The sequence below is a fragment of the Dyadobacter sp. HNCC25DJ186 genome, from assembly GCF_056895235.1.
In genome coordinates, this window is the sequence record NZ_JBXHAS010000012.1 from 22,538 (window position 1) to 40,005 (window position 17,468).

18 protein-coding genes and 2 pseudogenes are annotated in these 17,468 nt (G+C 42.9%); 5 read left to right on the forward strand and 15 right to left on the reverse strand.

Annotation, left to right across the window (positions count from 1 at the left end):
* The 7 genes from AC1XUO_RS25205 to AC1XUO_RS25235 all read right to left on the reverse strand — a co-directional run bounded on the left by AC1XUO_RS25205 (position 1) and on the right by AC1XUO_RS25235 (position 7,589).
* Positions 1 to 1,410, reverse strand: a complete 1,410-nt coding sequence (locus tag AC1XUO_RS25205; RefSeq protein WP_483332608.1) for a TolC family protein — start codon at positions 1,408 to 1,410, stop codon at positions 1 to 3.
* Positions 1,392 to 1,769: a DUF2147 domain-containing protein gene (locus AC1XUO_RS25210; RefSeq protein WP_483332609.1), complete on the reverse strand. Its 378-nt coding sequence runs from the start codon at positions 1,767 to 1,769 to the stop codon at positions 1,392 to 1,394. The genes AC1XUO_RS25205 and AC1XUO_RS25210 overlap by 19 nt, the downstream gene beginning before the upstream one ends.
* Before the next feature lie 196 nt (positions 1,770 to 1,965).
* Positions 1,966 to 2,772, reverse strand: coding sequence for a DUF4249 domain-containing protein (locus tag AC1XUO_RS25215; protein WP_483332610.1), 807 nt, complete (start codon positions 2,770 to 2,772; stop codon positions 1,966 to 1,968).
* 8 nt (positions 2,773 to 2,780) lie between these two features.
* A complete protein-coding gene (locus AC1XUO_RS25220; protein WP_483332611.1) occupies positions 2,781 to 5,105 on the reverse strand; it encodes a TonB-dependent receptor in 2,325 nt (774 codons plus the stop codon).
* A 54-nt stretch (positions 5,106 to 5,159) separates the two neighbouring features.
* Positions 5,160 to 5,579 (reverse strand): DUF6515 family protein, encoded by a 420-nt coding sequence (locus AC1XUO_RS25225; protein ID WP_483332612.1) that lies wholly within the window; start codon positions 5,577 to 5,579, stop codon positions 5,160 to 5,162.
* A 223-nt stretch (positions 5,580 to 5,802) separates the two neighbouring features.
* Positions 5,803 to 6,588, reverse strand: a complete 786-nt coding sequence (locus AC1XUO_RS25230) for a LytR/AlgR family response regulator transcription factor (RefSeq protein ID WP_483332613.1) — start codon at positions 6,586 to 6,588, stop codon at positions 5,803 to 5,805.
* The gene (locus AC1XUO_RS25235) at positions 6,585 to 7,589 is read right to left on the reverse strand and encodes a sensor histidine kinase (protein WP_483332614.1); all 1,005 of its coding nucleotides are present in this window, start codon (positions 7,587 to 7,589) and stop codon (positions 6,585 to 6,587) included. Before AC1XUO_RS25235 ends, AC1XUO_RS25230 begins: the two co-directional genes overlap by 4 nt.
* Before the next feature lie 223 nt (positions 7,590 to 7,812).
* On the opposite strand from AC1XUO_RS25235, the pseudogene AC1XUO_RS25240 reads away from it, so the two are divergent.
* Positions 7,813 to 8,028: pseudogene (locus AC1XUO_RS25240) on the forward strand (integrase core domain-containing protein); the annotation flags it as partial.
* Positions 8,029 to 8,378: 350 nt separating this feature from the next.
* On the opposite strand, the gene AC1XUO_RS25245 reads toward AC1XUO_RS25240, so the two are convergent.
* The 7 genes from AC1XUO_RS25245 to AC1XUO_RS25275 form a co-directional block, all read right to left on the reverse strand.
* Positions 8,379 to 8,630 carry a helix-turn-helix transcriptional regulator gene (locus tag AC1XUO_RS25245; protein WP_483332753.1) on the reverse strand — a complete coding sequence of 84 codons (252 nt, stop codon included), beginning with the start codon at positions 8,628 to 8,630 and terminating at the stop codon, positions 8,379 to 8,381.
* A 420-nt stretch (positions 8,631 to 9,050) separates the two neighbouring features.
* The gene (locus AC1XUO_RS25250; protein ID WP_483332615.1) at positions 9,051 to 9,593 is read right to left on the reverse strand and encodes a recombinase family protein; all 543 of its coding nucleotides are present in this window, start codon (positions 9,591 to 9,593) and stop codon (positions 9,051 to 9,053) included.
* A 306-nt stretch (positions 9,594 to 9,899) separates the two neighbouring features.
* On the reverse strand, positions 9,900 to 10,532 hold the full coding sequence (locus AC1XUO_RS25255) for a YdeI/OmpD-associated family protein (RefSeq protein WP_483332616.1): 633 nt from the start codon (positions 10,530 to 10,532) through the stop codon (positions 9,900 to 9,902).
* Positions 10,516 to 10,911 (reverse strand): DoxX family protein, encoded by a 396-nt coding sequence (locus tag AC1XUO_RS25260; RefSeq protein ID WP_483332617.1) that lies wholly within the window; start codon positions 10,909 to 10,911, stop codon positions 10,516 to 10,518. Before AC1XUO_RS25260 ends, AC1XUO_RS25255 begins: the two co-directional genes overlap by 17 nt.
* A gap of 5 nt (positions 10,912 to 10,916) precedes the next feature.
* Positions 10,917 to 11,381 carry an SRPBCC family protein gene (locus AC1XUO_RS25265; protein ID WP_483332618.1) on the reverse strand — a complete coding sequence of 155 codons (465 nt, stop codon included), beginning with the start codon at positions 11,379 to 11,381 and terminating at the stop codon, positions 10,917 to 10,919.
* A gap of 1 nt (position 11,382) precedes the next feature.
* Positions 11,383 to 11,703: an ArsR/SmtB family transcription factor gene (locus AC1XUO_RS25270; protein WP_483332619.1), complete on the reverse strand. Its 321-nt coding sequence runs from the start codon at positions 11,701 to 11,703 to the stop codon at positions 11,383 to 11,385.
* Positions 11,704 to 11,993: 290 nt separating this feature from the next.
* On the reverse strand, positions 11,994 to 12,398 hold the full coding sequence (locus tag AC1XUO_RS25275) for a DoxX family protein (protein ID WP_483332620.1): 405 nt from the start codon (positions 12,396 to 12,398) through the stop codon (positions 11,994 to 11,996).
* A 110-nt stretch (positions 12,399 to 12,508) separates the two neighbouring features.
* On the opposite strand from AC1XUO_RS25275, the gene AC1XUO_RS25280 reads away from it, so the two are divergent.
* Entirely contained in the window at positions 12,509 to 12,847 is a 339-nt protein-coding gene (locus tag AC1XUO_RS25280) for a winged helix-turn-helix transcriptional regulator (RefSeq protein ID WP_483332621.1), read from the forward strand.
* 129 nt (positions 12,848 to 12,976) lie between these two features.
* Here the strand turns inward: AC1XUO_RS25280 and AC1XUO_RS25285 are convergent, their stop codons facing one another.
* On the reverse strand, positions 12,977 to 13,552 hold the full coding sequence (locus AC1XUO_RS25285) for a recombinase family protein (protein ID WP_483332622.1): 576 nt from the start codon (positions 13,550 to 13,552) through the stop codon (positions 12,977 to 12,979).
* 172 nt (positions 13,553 to 13,724) lie between these two features.
* Between AC1XUO_RS25285 and AC1XUO_RS25290 the strand changes: the two genes are divergently transcribed.
* From AC1XUO_RS25290 to AC1XUO_RS25300, 3 genes and pseudogenes are all read left to right on the forward strand, one after another.
* Complete coding sequence (locus tag AC1XUO_RS25290; protein ID WP_483332623.1) at positions 13,725 to 14,648, forward strand: DUF4158 domain-containing protein; 924 nt, start codon at positions 13,725 to 13,727, stop codon at positions 14,646 to 14,648.
* The gene (locus AC1XUO_RS25295) at positions 14,642 to 15,136 is read left to right on the forward strand and encodes a hypothetical protein (RefSeq protein ID WP_483332624.1); all 495 of its coding nucleotides are present in this window, start codon (positions 14,642 to 14,644) and stop codon (positions 15,134 to 15,136) included. The genes AC1XUO_RS25290 and AC1XUO_RS25295 overlap by 7 nt, the downstream gene beginning before the upstream one ends.
* A gap of 355 nt (positions 15,137 to 15,491) precedes the next feature.
* Positions 15,492 to 16,600: pseudogene (locus AC1XUO_RS25300) on the forward strand (Tn3 family transposase).
* The last annotated feature ends 868 nt before the right edge of the window (positions 16,601 to 17,468 follow it).

The following is a 17,468-nucleotide window of genomic DNA, read 5'->3' on the forward strand; positions in this document are numbered from 1 at the left end:
TTATAGAATTTTCGATCTGATCTGCATTCGGTACTGCTGAATCAGGAAATCTGACATGGATTGGAAAAACTCATTTTGGTTGGCTACGTAATCGTTGTAGGACCTCAGCCTTTCGTCAAGCGAGATCACGCCTTCACGCAATTTCTGACCGGCATGGAAATCGTTGCTGCGATAGAGTTCAAGAATTTCCTTCGATTTGTTGTACTGGTCCCGGCTCGTTTGATAGTCCAGCATCAGGTTCTGGTCTTCCAGTTCATTTTGTTTGGTAACAGACTCATACGATATCGTCTTGCTTGCCAGATCGAGCCTGCTTCTTGCGACCTGGGCGTTCCTGCTGCCGCCTGCCAGTAAAGGAATATTCAGCCGTAATCCATAGTACTGCTGCGGCAGTGTATTGGCATTTTTAAAATCAAACAGCTGGTCGCCAGCCACCTGGGTGTTGCCCTGATACACCAGCGACAACACGGGCCAGTACGACGCTTTTGCAGCCTGGAAGTTACTTCGTGCAAGGTTCAGCCGGGCAAAAGCAATGTCGCGCTCCGGATCAGCACCAAAATCGCCCGATGCAACCGGTGGATCTGCCAGGATCTCATGAGACAAAATCAGACTGTCGGCATATCCCAGGCCAAGCAGCTGTTTTATCGTATTTAACGCAAGTTTGCTGTTGAGCATGGCGGCCTGCAAGCTTTTTTCTGAGCGCACTGCGCTGATCCTCGCGGAATTGACCGCAATTTCACTGACCTGTCCCTCCTGCCATTTTTGATTTGCAATGAAGAGGATAGAATCGGTTGTAGCCTTGTTTTCAATACCTAATGCGAGAATCTGATCTGCCAGAAAATGGGTATAATATGCATTTGCGATCTGCTCATAGACTTCTTTTTTCGACTCCTTCAAACTCAGACGGGCAATTTCTTCATGGTATCGGGCCGCTTTTACCGAAAACCAGTCCCCGGCGTTGACCAGGTTCCATTGCAAGTTCAGGCTTCCGTTGTAAATATATTGCCTGCCAAACGTAGCTTCGGTGAAGGTTCCTTCTGGCGCAGCCGGGTTAAAGAGACTGTTCGGGATCAGCGTCGGCTGGATGAGTACGTTGTCTGTAAATCCGCCGTTCAGACTTACTGTCGGCAGGCGGTTCCGTTGAGACTGAACCGTATTGACCGATGCCGTTTTCATATTGGTCGCCGCCAGTATTAGAGACACATTGTGTGCGTCGGCATACGCCCACAGGCTTTCCACGGTCGGAAAATGGCGTTGGCCATGAGCCGCGGCATAGGTCAAAACCATCAGAATAATGCCAGCAAGCAGCCGTAAAAAACTACTGTTAGACCCGCTTTTCATTCCAAATTTCGCCTGCCGTGGCCCGAGATTAGTTGCTGTTTTCAGACTCAACATCATTTGCTTCTTTTCCACAGTTTCTTCTGGCTCATAACTCCGACTTTTCCTGTAATTTCAAGTTCGTCAGCACGCTTCATACTGATACTGATGTCCACGTCGCGGTCACGTGCAGGCATATACGATTTCCCGGACCAGTGATCGTTCTTGTAGGTAATATCTTTAAGTACAATATCTCCGATCTGTGCTTTACCGGAGGAGTTTTTCAGCCATATAATTTTACCAAAAAAACTTCCTTTGTCTTCATAGATTTCAATCTTGCGATCGCCATCCGGGTTGAGCCATTTTCCGGTGATTTCAGTTTGGCCATAGCCAGCTGTACCCAAAAGGATAAGAAAACCCGCCGTCAAAAATGCCGATTTGCTGATTCGTTTCATTGCTATGTTACTTGTGTGATTGATATGCGAAATTAGTGCTTGTCCCGGGGCCGCATCTGCCAAAACTGAATGAAAAGGACATATTGCTGATTGAACGGGACGGAATGGTTGGTGGGTTGGTGTTGCCTTTCGTCGAAAAGCATTCCAGCTACTGACGTAAGGAAACCCGGTGTTTTACATAATAACAAAGCACTTGTCAGGGTACCGTTATTTCACGTGTCTCACTGGTGTGTGCGCTGAAATACCCCAAGGCACCGCCCTGCATGTTGCTGACCGGATTCGCCGGTGATGCAGCGCTTCCGTCGCCCAGGGCATCGCGGTCAAGACTGTACCAGTACAGGTACGCCGCCTGATCAGTGCACTGCATTTCCACGCGGATTTTGTCACCGGTCAGAATGTCATTGTCATCATCTGCCGGGTAACGGAGCGGGGCGGAGACCTGGTTGCCATTTGTTCGTTCGTCATTACGAATAAAAATGGTTTTCTCTTTAACCCCGTTTTTGAATTGAACAAAACGGTAAAAGTTGATCTCGCTTCCGGGATCTGTATAGCTAACGTTGGCAAGGTACCGCTCCCTGTTTGAAATATTGGAACCGTCCTTTTCGACAAATAATGAATCCATTTTTACCCGATCAGGCATGATGGAGGATGCCGTATACTCATTTCCGTTTATTTTTACATGAAGATGATAAGTCATTCCGGGCTTTCCCAGCAGAAGAGTATCCTGATAAAATCCCTGCTGCGTTTCTGTTAAAGGAAAGACATTTCCCTCCGCGTCGGAAATGGTGACGATGGCTCCGGAAATACCTGGGTAGGTACCGGTGTTTTCAAAATCGGTCGTTTGGGAGATCACCACCTGGGCACCCTTTTCCTGATTGGTGATCTGCCCTTCAATGACATACTGCTGATCGGCCGGATCCAGTTCAACATCGATCACCTTTTCACAGGAATATAGAAAAGATGTGAGCAGCAGCAATGTGGCCATATATTTTAAGGTTGACATATCTTCGGTTAAAATTTGAAATTGTAGCTGATCGACGGAATAAATTTGAATAGTGCCGTTTGGACGGCCTCCGTTCTGCCAGGGACCGACTCGCTGTCCCTGAATTCGATCGTATAGGTATTTTCCCTGCCATAAGCATTGTACAGGCTGAATGCCAGCTCCTGTTTCAGGTGTTTGCGTTCGCGCAACTTCATGGTAGCACCCAGGTCAAGGCGGTGATAGTCAGGCATCCGGTAACCGTTCCGTTCGGTATAGTAGTAGGCATTCTGCCCATCCACCTGATATTTGCCGGCCGGAAAAGTGATCGCGTTCCCAGTGTAGTAAACCCAGTTCGCAGACAACGTCCATTTTTTGTTCAGTTGGTAAATACCCACCAGGGCAACATCATGCGTACGGTCCTGGCGTGCGTTGTACCAAAGGTTGTCATTGATACCATCCATTTTACGCTCCGTTTTGGACACTGTGTAACTAATCCAGCCGGTCAGTTTGCCCGACTTCTTTTTCAGCTGCCATTCGGATCCATAGGCGCGTCCCGTGCCGAACAGCAGCTGGGTTTCAATGGCATCGAAATTGCTGAATATGTTGGCCCCATTGCGGTAATCGATCTGATTTTGCATGGTTTTGTAATAAACCTCCGCACTGAGTTCGTAGCGATTTTCGGCTAGGTTTCTGTAATAACCCAGTGAAACCTGATCGGATATTTCGGGCCTGATGTTGTTGTTACTCGCGATCCACTTGTCTGTCGGGTTGGAGGCAGTGGAATTGGATATTAAATGCAGATTCTGCACGTTCCGCACGTAAGACGCTTTCACGGAAGCACGCTCGCCCAGCTGATAACTGGCAGACAACCTCGGTTCGAGGTTCAGGTAGGTTTTGGCGATCTGGCCTTTGTCGTAATGCAGCGTATCGGTTATCATTCCTGCCGGGGTCACGGTATAAAAATCACCTTCTCCGATGGCACTGAACGCATTGAGCCTCAGACCATAGGTCAGGTTCAGTTTGGGCGATAGCTGCCAGCTGTTCGAGGCAAACAAGGCATTTTCCCAGGAAAATCTTTTTTGTAATTCCGAAGCATTGATACTCGATGTACCGGTGGGCGTCACCTCACCCGGTGTGATTGTATGATGGATTGCATTCACGCCGAACCGCACCGTGTTTTTGTTGTTGGGAAACCACTGAAACTCCTGTTTGAGGTTGTAATCTCGGATCTGGGAAAAGATATCAAACTGGTTTCCGCCGTTCTGAATGGCTACATTGTAGTTGTAATTACTAAAAATCAGTGAAGTATTGGAAAAAAGCTTGCTGTTGAAGATGTGGTTCCAGCGCACGGTGGCCGTCGCATTTCCCCATTGCAGGCCGAAGGTTTCCCCCATACCCATATCATCTTTTCCAAAGTAGCCCGAGACGTACAAGCGGTCCTTTTCGCCAAGACTGAAATTTAGTTTGGCATTCAGATCATAGAAATAAAGACGATAATCCCTGTACTCGCTGGAGGCCTTCAAAAACACATCGGCGTAGGTTCGCCGGGCGGAAAGCAGAAATGAGGATTTGTCCTTCTGGATCGGCCCCTCCACATTCAGCTTGGCCGAAATAAGCCCTATCCCGCCACTCACCTGATAATCCTGGTTGTTGCCCTCATTCATTTTGATGTCCAGCACCGACGAAAGCCTCCCGCCATACTGAGCGGGCATTCCCCCTTTGTAAACAGTCATATCCTTAATAGCATCAGCGTTGAACGTGGAGAAAAACCCGAGCAGGTGAGACGCATTGTAAACCGGTGCTTCGTCGAGCAGGATCAGGTTTTGATCGGTAGCTCCGCCCCGTACGTAAAAGCCGCTGCCGCCGTCCCCCGCAGACTTAATCCCCGGCAACAATTGCAGGACTTTGAGCGGGTCCCGCTCTCCGAACAAGACAGGAACAGCACTTACTTCCTTGATATTCAGCTTTTCTGCACCCATTTGCGTGCTGGAAACCTTGTCATTTTTGTCGGCAATGATTACCACCTCGTTCAGCGTGGTAGCCTGGTCAGACAGAATAACGTCCAGTTTCTGATCGGAAACCAGTGATATTTCAAATGCCTTTTCGCTGAAACCAACCAGAGAGTACATCAGAGTGTATGTTCCTGGCGGCAGGCTCAGCGAGTAAAAGCCATATTCGTTGGTTACCGTACCGGTGGCAGGCAGCTGATTTACCCTTACCGTGGCACCGATGAGCGTTTCGCCGGTTGCTGCATCTTTCACAGTGCCGGCAATGGTAGCTTGTTTTTGTTGTGCAAAAGAACTCCCTGCCGCCAGCAGGAGCAGGCAGAGCGTCAGCTTGATGAATGGGGTCATAAATGAAATAATATGTAGTGTAAAAAACGCCGGATCAGGGCTGATAATTAACGTTTAGTCAACCTTGCCGACAACCACATAACTTTCATTCCCATTTTCGGAAACCGACTTTTCATAGTAGGTATCGTTGATTTTGTAATATTTCTTACCAGCGATGTAAACGCTTTGTGTGCCTTCGGGCAGGGCGGATAATTGTGAAGGGTTGTTATTTATGCTCAATTCTTCTGGCGGCTCCGCCACCTCATACGCGCCGGGCGCACGCTGAACATAATATACGCCACCGACATAAAAATAGGGAACCCTACCTAGTGTAATGCTGGTATAGCCAACAGGTAGGACGTTCACGCGGAGGCCGACAGGTGGCCGCACCACAACGTACCCCCGCCCATACGGTTTGTAATATACGCCGCCATGATAGTGATACCGAACACCGGAGTGTACGACGATTCTCGAGTCGCGCGGAGGCCTCCGCATTACCGTCACCGAAGACTGGGCATTTGTATACATTGAGAAGGCGATCAGGGTCATGACCAGCAACACTTGTAACGTTTTCATGGAATGTTGTTTTAAAATTTGAAATAACTAAAACCAATGGGCTGATGAAGCTTTGACTTCTTCTCAAAATTAAAACAGGACATGACGGCATTTAGGACTAATCGAAATGAAAGGGACAAAAAAGCAGCTGAACGGACCAGCATCAATGACCTTCCATCCACCGCAATAGTTCGGACGACTTTACTTTGGATACGATCACCGGCTCGGGGGTGATAATAGACAGTTTTAGAACCAGGCGTCTTGTAAAATAGTGTTCCGCATTGACAATGCTGTTGCGGTTAATGATAAACTGCCGGTTGGCGCGGAAAAACCGGGAAGGATCTATAAGGTTTTCGAGCTCGTCCAGAGTTTGGGTTAGTACATATTTTTGTCCTGAAAATGAATAGGCGCTCACCAGGCTGTTTTCGTAGTGGATGTAGGCGATTTCCGTTATTTTCAGTGGGATGATCTTGTCCTGATGGTGTATCAATAATGTCGATTTGTTCGAAGCTGAACCTAACTTTTGCAGCATCTGCTCCATTTTTTTTGTCAGTATCTGCTCATATCCGCCGCCGTCGGCCTGGCCGAATGCAGCCTTCATGCGGTCATATTTTTGAAGACTGGCTTCCAGTTTTTTTTCATCAATGGGTTTTAGTAAATAATCAATGCTGTTGGTTTCAAAGGCGCGGATCGCATACGCATCGTAAGCCGTACAAAAGATGACGGGTACGCTGGGTTTTATTTGTTTAAAAATCTCGAAACTGAGGCCATCCGCCAACTGGATGTCGGAAAATATGAGGTCCGGGGCGTCGTTTTCTGAAAACCATTTCACGGCACTTTTTATGGATGGCAGTATAGCCAATATTTCAACGCCGTCGTCAAGCACTTCCAGCTGGGCTTTAAGCTCCCTTCCGGTTTTTATTTCATCTTCTATGATCAGCACTCTCATTTCAATAGGGGTAGTTTTACGATAAAACAGGTACTTTTCTCAATGATCTCAATCTCCCGGCTCGAAATCAGCCGGTAACGCTCCTTAATATTATTTAGCCCTTTTCCCGTACTTTCTTCCACAGACATTCTTGGGAGTACGTTGTTCTCTACGCAGAGCATTTCCGATTCCAAATAGATACGGATCGTAAGCGGTGCATCCTCAGAAACGATATTGTGCTTCACTGCATTTTCGACCAGAATCTGTAACGAATACGGAGGAATGCTCAGGCCTAGGATGGTCTCTGGAATTTCAATCTTCACACGCAGCCCGTGTTCAAAGCGCTCTTGCAAAATGTAGAGATATGACCGTGTAAATTCCAGTTCCTTTTCAAGTGCAGTCAGATGTTCCTGCTCGCTGCCAAGCAGATAGCGGTAAACACTGGCGAGTTGCATCACGTATTTTTTTGTAGGCGCATCAGGGGCAATCGTCCGGAGCGTGCTCAACGAGTTAAACAAAAAATGGGGATTTACCTGTTGTTTCAGCAGGTTGAGCCGCGCTTCCAGATTTTCCTGTTTGAGCTGTTGATTCTCTATTCTGGAATTCTGGTTGTCTGTGACCAGTTTAAGATAGAACGAAATGAAATATTCCAGTCCGCCTACCAACAATCCCCGGAACGCCATGATCATCAGGCGGCGCTCATCGGAAAGACCATTTAAATTCATCCATGGCAGACTGGCACTACGGATATCCCGCAGCGGGTAAAGAATTACAATGGAAACGGCTGAGCAGGCCGCCAGCGCAAGCACCGTTTTCAGCGTCGTACCACGGATACGGTCTGACTGCAGTATTACCTGATTCGCGATCCAGCAGATGAAGGCTATCAAAAACGTCAGCATGGCATTCCTGACCATGAGCCGGCTGTTTTCGTCGGTGTCAAAACGGATCACGCTCGGGATGAAAGCGATCAGGGCAATGAAGATTGAAATCACCAGTCCCGGTAATAAGTTGTATTTTTTCATGCTCTAAAATAAATTAAAGAAATTGAATATTATGCATGCAATCGGTAGCCATGAAAACGAAAGAGACAAAACTGAACATCAAACGGCCACTATAGTCGATAAACGGCCGACTGATCTCAGCAGGCTAGTGAAGGCAAAGCTGTCGGATTACCACTCTATACAACAGCGTGCGTCGTTATCCGGCGTGTTACCTACGCACATCATGACCGGGTCGCCGGTGCGATATCAGCTATATTTGACAATAGAAGATATAGATCAAACAAAAACGAAAGCAAAGAGCCCCAGAAGAATGGAATTTGCGAGCGTTTTCATAAAACAATTCTTGAAGAGTTTTACAGTATAGCTTTCCGCAAGAAAGTTCATAGTTCCTTCGAGCAGATACAGCATGATTTGAATTCCTGGCTTGAAATACAACAAAGAAAGACCACATTCAGGGCGATATTTCTATGCAACTACCAACATATCAATAATTTACGGGTTCATTGTATCTGACCAGAGTCAAGTTACTAGGCCAGTCAGTTGAAACATCAGATCATCAAAAGCCTTGTTTTTCTTAGTACTTTTCCATGCCAACCCTCGAAGCTGTCAAGGGCGGCGAAGATTGAGCCGTTCACTGACCCTTGACAGAGAGGGCAAAGGCATATCTTTGTATTTAAGAAAAAAGGTGTAGTTGGTGTCAGATCATTTTCAGATAATTCACTACTGTCAGATTAAGTAATAGCTAGTGCACCAAATAAGTCCGATCCCCCTCTGATCGTGCCAGAAGGGTAGTTTTAAGACGGCAGTGACTTACAAAGTTGAATACCTTTTCGGCTTGACACCAATATACTGCTCAAAAACCCTTGAAAAGTGGCTCAGATTTGTGAATCCCACCTGATAACCCACCTCAGAAACCGCCAGGCGTTTTTCCCTGAGCAATTGGGCTGCTTTACTCATTTGTCCCAACTGATAATACGCAAAAACCCCCTTGCCAAATGTCTGCTTAAAGAGCTTTCGCAGCTTGGGTTCGCTCATACCTGCTTGCCTGGCCAGTGCCGCTATATTTGGTGGTTGATCAGGATGTGATTGGAACTTGTCAAATCATGGTAATTCACCAAAATTGTCGAAGAACCACTTTCATCGGAATCTCCACTTATAGCAAAGTCGGCAGGATAAATACTAAATATCTCATTTTTAGCTATACTGCCAAGCTTAGTCTTTATCTTTTTTTACGAAGATCGGCAGGTACCTCACTCAGAATTTTTTCAGAACTTGATGGCCAAGATCTGGAAAAATTTCATCGAACGTCTGCTCGTATTCGTAAATAGTTTTCTTGTCTTTAAGGTTTAGTAGCTTCTCAAACTTCTGGATTGCTAAGGCTGAATATTCTTCCTTGGTCACGATTGCTGGATATTTGGCCTCCATTAAAGATACGGGGCGAATGTTCCACGAGATTAAGTTAACTATTTAAAATAGAGCATATTAAAAAAAATTATTTTCTTCTATAAATTTCTCTTTTGTCCCATTGCGGTTCACGTAACGGTAAACCGTTAACCGGCCTACACCAATGATCCCGGCGATTTCTTCGGCAGTTTTCTTCTCCTTGTATCGCACCACTGCCGTTTCTGCTTTTTTAGTAGCATCTGGACTAAGTCCTTTCCTTTTTCCACCCATGCGTCCCCTGGCACGCGCAGCTGAAAGCCCTGCCTTTGTACACTCCCCGATAATATACCTTTCGAATTCAGTCAATGAAGAAAAGATGTTCAAAAAGAACCGGCCCTGCGCGGTCGAAGTATCAATAGCGTCTTTCAATGAAACAAATGCAATTTTTCTTTCTTCAAATTGGGCAATCAGGTTAACCAGCTCCCGCAAGGACCTTCCCAAACTTTCAAGCTTGTAGACAACAACCTTATCACCTTCCCGGAGCATTTCCAGCATCTTTAAAAGCTGTGGTCGTTCTTTGCCTGATGAGAACTTCTCCTGGAATATTTGGCCTGGTTTAAAGAAAAGGGGCAAAAACTCCACGAATGGATATTAGAAGTTTGATAATAAGTATGTTACGGTGATAATTATTATTTTTCATCACAAATTCCTCTTAGTTTCATTGCTTACCCAGGTAATGGCATAAAGTCGATGGCGGACGACGGCAGCAATTATTTGGACAGTTTTTAATATGAGCTAACGTTTCGGGGCTTTGCGAAGGCTGGGCTTAGAAGTACGAATGTTCAAGTTTAGCACTATGTTCATCAGAAATCCAAATGCTCAAATCAGCACTGAAGGCCAGCTTTTGCAAAACCCCTGTTATGGGCTGGGCTTTTTTGCACATCTAAATTAATCATTTATTCCTTTTCCGTTTAATATTTTGTCAAGTTGTTTCTCAATTCTAGAAATTCGTGTCGCAGATTGTTTGGGTTGTGCAAAGTGAAGCAAATAGCCCCTTTGTCTGCCTGGTGTTAGGGAGTAAAATGCGTCTTTAAAGTTTGGCAATTCTTGAAATTTGTTTTCAAGTTCTTCTGAAATTTCAAATTCAGCGGTTGTTTTTAGTTGAACTTTTAAGCCCGATTTTTCAATTTCAATGGCTTCAAGAATGTATTCTCTTATTTTGGATTCTAAATTAACGACTTCTTCAAGATTCTTGAAGCGTATTTGTCTTGCGGTTTGACTGTTTTCTGTTTGTTGAACTAAAATAGAATATTTGTCATTTAGCAAAACGCCTTTTGGAAAAAGTAAAGCGCCAAATTCGTTGAATACGTGCAATAAAACTATGTTTTTGCCTTCAATTGTGTAACAAGGGTGCATCCATTTGAAATCTTCATTTAATCCACAACTAAGAATCAGATTTCTTAAAAATTCTAATTCACTTCGCCAATTTTTAATTTTACAGGCTGGTGTTGCTCCAAGTTTACATTGCATACAGCCATCTATCAAATATTTATCAACCTTTGGATTAAGCTCTGTTTTCATTGTTGCTAATTTGAATTTTACGGTTTATTGGTCTCAAATACCAAGATGCAACATTGAGGCACAAAAAGACAAAAACTGGAAAGGCTTTCATCAGTTCTTCGCCACTAGCTAAATGTGAGATAACACCGCCCGACAAAAGAAAGAACAAACCAGCGTAAGCCCATTCCTTAAGCAATGTACATTTTGGAATCAGAATGGCTACAACTGCTAGCAATTTCCAAACACCCAAAATTGTAAGAAGATAGAGCGGATAGCCCAAGCTGGTTAACCCATCAACATTAGGTTTTGCTTTAATCAGTTGAGCAATTCCACCACCTAACATTCCTAAACAAAATAAACCTGTTACGATCCAATAAGCTATTTTTTTTGATTTGGTCATTTTATTTATTTTTTATTGTTAAACATTTCTTGAAGTCTGTTGTGTGCCATATTCAGTCCATTGGCAAAAGGAAGTTTTAGTTGTTCTGCTCTATGCTGCTCTGATTTATAAACAATTTGCATAGTCAGTTTGCTCGTATTATCACTTATTTCTTCAAATTCTAAAAATTCAAGTTGAACCCCAACTGGCATATTTTCGATTTCAAAAGTTCGAGTAATTTTTTGATTGGGTAAAACTTCGTGAATGGTTCCATTTGCTTTAAATACAGCATTACCATTGTATGAGGTTTCAAACTGGTAACTTCCGTGATTCTTGTTTTCGAGTTTAATCACTTTTGTTCCCATCCATTGTTCTATCAGCTCAGCTTCGGTATAAGCTTTGAAAAGCAATTCTAATGGCAAGTCAAATTCTCTGGTTATGATGATATCTTGCTTGCCTTCTTCAGCTGAAATTTTCGTTTTTTGTTCCATCTTATTTGTTTTGATATTTTTTCATTACACTTTCAAGCTTATTAAATCTATCATCCCACATTTGTCGGAATGGCTCAATAAAGTCTGCTATTTCTTTCATTTTCTTTGGATTGAAATGATAATAAATTTCTCTTCCTTGTTGTTCTTGTTCAAGCAGTTCACATTCTGTAAGGATTTGTAAGTGCTTTGAAACAGTCGGTCTTGCCGTGTTAAAATTTGATGCAATAGCACCCGCGGTTAATGATTGTGAAGCAAGTAAAAGTAAAATTGCCCGTCTTGTCGGGTCGGCTATTGCTTGAAATACGTCTCGTCTTAATTCCATTATGAAGTCATTTGACTACAAATATAAATGTAGTTATTTGACTACGCAAATTTTCTTTATAATTTTTCTGCGTCAGCTAGGAATTGTCAGAAAATGTGAATGGATTTTATTGTGCTGTCGGGTTCTGTTAACCTTGCCCATAACGTTTTGCGGCTTGGCGTAGCAGCGGGCTTTTCAGCACTAAAGTTCATAAGAAGCACACAGTTCAAATTTAGCACAAATTTCTATTAGGAGAACGTTCGCCCCCATTACGCCAAACCGCTGTTAGTGGCATACCCGAATGTTGTCCGCTATGAGTTTTTAGGTGTTATTGGTGCTTTTGTTTGTCTGCCATAAGCAACAAATACAGCGAGTAGAGCCATAAAAATATTAAACCCGATGTCTTTTGGTTCACCTCGTGAAATATGAAAGACACTTGCGACTGTCATTAAAACAATAATTCCATAAGCTGCGAAAATTGTCAGTTTAGCTTGAATACGAAGTAATGTCGGCAATACAATTCCAAGTCCGCCTAATAAGTCCACAACACCGGTTATTAGAACAAGGTTTGTGTTGTCTTTTACCCAAGGGAATGGCAAATCTTCGGGTTTAAATATTTTCGTAAAACCTGCCCAAATAAAAGTTGCGGCTATAAGCCCTTGTGTTATCCAAAGGATAATGTTCATTGTTTTCGATGTTTTCTGTTCACTTGTCATATCTTTTTTTATTTGTCGGCACAAATTTAATTACCTTTGCTATCCAAATGATATTACTTCCTGTTTGGAAAGCACTATCCGAATTGGAAGTATCGTAAAGTTTTAAATTTATGTTGTCAAAAGGTGGTTGTCCGAAAACTATGTTGTCTATAAAAGATGCGCTTGAAGCCGTTGAAGGAAGATGGAAGTTGCTTATCTTATTTTCGTTGTCTGAAAGTCCTAAACGTTTTAAGCAAATATCAAGAGAAGTTAATGGTATTACCGATAAAACTCTATCCAAAGAGTTGAAAAGTCTTGAAGAGAATAAACTTGTCATTAGGGAAGTTTATAGCACTTTTCCACCAACAGTTGAATACTCCATCACTCCACACGGTTTGTCGCTTGAAAAAGTGATAGATGAACTTCACTTTTGGGGTTTGGCTCATCGAAAAAAAGTGATCGGGAAATAATTTTCTTGTCCGTTTATTTGATGTTGAGCGATCGTCCCAAGGGTTGCCACTAACTCTTAAATATGTGAAAGTTTTGTCGTAGTTTTTGTATTGTTTGGTATTTATTCAATGTTGTTGATTAGGCGACTTCTATAAAACTCTTTTTTGCCCCATTGCTTCCAGGTAACGGTAAACCGTTGACCGGCCTACACCAATAACCCCGGCGATTTCTTCGGCAGTTTTCTTTTCATTGTAGAGCATTACTGCTGTTTCAGCTTTCTTAATAGCTTCCGGGCTCAAACCTTTCTTTTTTCCACCCATACGTCCTCTTGCTCTGGCATCTGAAAGCCCTGCCTTTGTACGCTCCCGGATAATGTCCCTTTCAAATTCAGCCAATGAAGCAAAGATGTTCAGAAAGAAGTGTCCCTGTGCTGTCGAAGTATCAATAGCGTCCATCAGTGAACCGAATTCTATTTTTCTTTCTTCCAGTTGGGCAATCAGGTTGACCAGCTCCCTTAGTGACCGTCCCAACCTGTCAAGCTTGTAGACAACAACCGTATCGCCTTCCCGGAGCATTTCCAGCATCTTCAAAAGCTGTGGCCGTTCTTTGCCTGATGAGATCTTCTCCTGAAATATCTGCTGGCATTTTGCCAGCTTCAACTCGTCAATCTGCATATCCAGTACCCGGTCTTGGACAGTCGGCCGCTGCCGTCTAGACCCTTGCATATCCTATTTTCATACTTTGGAATCCCACTAATCTGGTAATTTTTCAAAAATAGGATTTTATTTAATGAGATGACAATTTGGTATTGGTATTTAGTACGAAAACAATACATTTCATGGTCATTTCAAAATCCCGTAGAACGTTCGTTTACCGGGATTCTATTTTTTACAATTTATGAGATTATTAGAAATTTTAGACAAGGGCCAGCAGAATGAATTTGATAACCCGCCCAAGTTCGATTACGGACAAAGAAAATTCTTTTTTACCATGCCCAAGTGCGCAGAAGATGAATGCAGGACTATGCTGAGCCCTGTTAATCAAGTTGGGTTTGTAATTCAGGTTGGTTATTTTAAGGCAAGTGGGCGGTTTTTCAATGCAAAGAATTTTAACAGGCCTGATATTGAATTTATAGTACGACGTTTGAGTGTAGCCATTAACTGGAATGATATTGAACAAACGTATGCACGTAGCGTTATTCATCGACACCGGCAGACGATTTTAGAAAGTTTTGGTGTCGAGCCCTTTGATGACAGACAAAAGGAAGTGGCTTTGACGGAGGCTATTAAATTTGCCAAACGGCAAATGCGGCCTGCTGCTGTAATCGGCTCCCTGGCTGAGCACATGCGCACCCACCGGATCGAACTGCCAGCTTATTATACTTTTTCGGTTATCTTTTCTGATGCTTTCAAATGGATGCATAACGAGCTGGAATTGCTCATAGAAGTGCACCTGTCAGAAAAAAATAAAGAACAGCTGGATGCGCTCCTGTCGGTTCAGAAGGATCCACACACAGACCAGCCCGTCAGGTTCTACCTGATCACATGTATTAAGCGCAGCCACCAAACCATGAAACCCATGGCCATTAAAGCCAATATTGAAGATTATTTATACTTAAAGACCCCGTATACTGATCTAAAACCATTATTGGCACTTTTAAACTTGTCAGATAAATTGATAGAATACTATGCCCAGTTTGTAATCCGGTCACAGGTTTTTCAAGCTTCAACCCGGCAGGAAAACCTTAAATATTTGATGATCATATGCTTTATCGTCTACCAGTATATTTTTTGGGGGATTTGCTGGTCGAGATCATGTTAAGGGCGTTACAACAGATTGAAAATACCTCTCAACGCGAGCTCAAAGAAGCGATCTTTCAAAAACATGTTGAATCCCAGGAAGAGATGGAACAGTTTATTAAAGTGAGTGCTCAGATGGTACTGGAAGCTAAGGATATTGAACGGGTTGCACTTGATTTCTCCCAGACCAATGACCAAAAGGTAAAGCATTTTATCAAGTGGGTGAACGGAGATGTATTCAGGCGCTTTACAGATAGCAAAAGTACTATTGAACAATTAAAGAAGAACGGTTACGCAAGTAAGGACGATACTTATTACCAGATTCTGGAAGAAAAATCACGAAAACTTCAGACATGGGTAGCAGACATACTACGACATGTCAATTTTAAAGCGAAAAGCGAAAAACGAAAACCTTATCCAGGCTCTGGAAGAATTCAAAAGGAGGAATGGCCGCCTGCCGGAAAATCCACTGGATGGCTTTTTGGGCAAAAAAGAACAACATTATTTTAAAAATTCTTCCTCCCGAAGCTCTTTTTACAAGGTTTTACTGACCCGGCATTTAGCCCATGGAATCAAATCGGGACAGGTAAATCTGACGGGTTCTTTTTTGCACAAGCCATTTTTAAAATACCTGATTGAAGAATCGGTGTGGGTAAATCAAAAACAGCAATTACTGAAAAGTGCTGGGCTGCAATGGATCAGTGACTTCAAAAGCCTCCTAACCGATCTACAGGGAAGTCTTGAAAAGGCATTTGCCCATACTTTTCAGCGGATTGACAACGGACAAAATAAATTCGTTGAGACCAGAAAAGATGGTAAACCACGCTTTATAGAACCTAAAACGCCCGATAAACCTGGTATCGATATGGATCTTTGGCCGCCTGAAGGATCCATTCCGATCATTGAAGTTTTGAATACTGTAAATGCCAAATGCAATTTTACAGATGCGTTGCAACACTGGAAACAAAAAAACAAACCAAATCGGCCCAACGACAAGGTTTTTCCGGCGGGATTTATGGCCTATGGCTGCAATATAGGGATTGGCCCTATGGCCCGTAACTCTTAGAATGTATCGGCCAATACGCTTGACAACACCGTCAATTGGTATTTTACCCTTGAAAACATTCAAGAAGCCAATGACGCTATCCTGATGTTGATGGGGAAACTAAAAATCAGTGAATTATTCCGGAAGGCCCCCAAGATCCTGCATACTTCCAGCGATGGGCAAAAGTTCTATATCCAAGTAGATTCGATACATGCCAATTATTCTTATAAATACTTTGGCAACGAGAAAGGAATTGTGATTTACTCCTCTATTGATGAAATGCACCGGCTTTTCTATTCTACTTCATTTAGCTCTTCACAACGGGAAGCCACTTACGTAATTGATGGTCTGATGCACAACCAGGTTGTTGAATCCGATATCCATTCAACGGATTCGCATGGATTTAGTGAGATTATTTTTGCATTGACTCATCTATTGGGGATTCTTTTTGCTCCCCGTATCGAAGATTTCCAGAGCCTTATTTTCTATATTTTCCCCGGAATGAACGTGGAATCCCTTAAAAACTAACATATCAAATTGGGTAATCCGATCCAAACTAAGCTGATTGAAGAGCAGTGGGACGAAATATTGAGAATGGTTGTCACTATTAAACTCAAACATACCACTGAATCCACGTTGTTGAAAGACTTAGTTCCTATTCACAGCAGCACCGGCTTTACCTGGCACTTCGTGAGCTTGGGCGGGTAGTAAGGACTTTGTTTTTGCTGAAATATATGGACGATGAAATGCTCTGGAAGAGAATAAACCAGCAGAACAACAAGACTGAAAATTCCCATCAGTTTGCAAAGGCTGTATTCTATGCGAATGACGGGGAAATACGGTTTGCTTCCCGCCAGGAGCATCTGATCACGGACTCTTGTAAACGTTTAATTCAGAATGCAATTGTTTGCTGGAATTATTTATACTAGTCCAAGGAACTGATAAAAGTATCCAATAAACAGCGTAATGATATGGTTAAAGCCATCGAGCAGTCATCGCCTGTCAGCTGGACACAGATCAATTTGCACGGCAAATTTGACTTTTCAGAAGACGCTTTAAAGGGATCCGTAGATTTCGACCTGGAAGAGATTTTAAACTTTGAAATCAATAAAAAAAAGCAGAAATGGGGAAATTTGTTTTTTTTAACCGTAATACACTGTATTATATATCATTAAGTCGACTTCGTGGAACATTACCCCCATTTCTTTAATGAAGGCCATATTTGACAAAAAAATCTGAGTTAGGATACCAAAATTACAATATTGATGCACCCCATAGAGATCAGTGTCGAACAGGAACGTCACAAAAGGAAGGCATATGAACCGCTAAATAGCCCGGAAGGGATAGACGGCCGCAAAAAACGATGTTTTGATCTCGAACCTGTGTTCGGAAATTTTAAAGAGAACCACTGCTTCGCCACTTCATGCTAATGGGAAAAGAAAAAGTGTAGATCGAATGGGGATTGTTGGCCATAGCACAAAATATTAGCAAAAAAGCAACCTAAGGAGGGCTGTTTTTTTCTTTTTTCTAAAAAAAGCCCGTTTGAATCGAATGTAGATAATTTGTAATCATCAATTGAAAAATATCCATCCCAAAATAAAGAGGATGCCTCATTTTAAATCTGAAACACCCTCTGGTCAATAATCAACTAACTGAACCACAAGTTTGAGGCAGCAATATTGAAAACAAACCTGATCATTAAAATCAGCCTATACTATAATAATAACTCCATAGTAAAATGTTTTAGATGTTTTAAAATACAGATCCAACCTCCAATGTTTTGATGTGTGTGTGTGT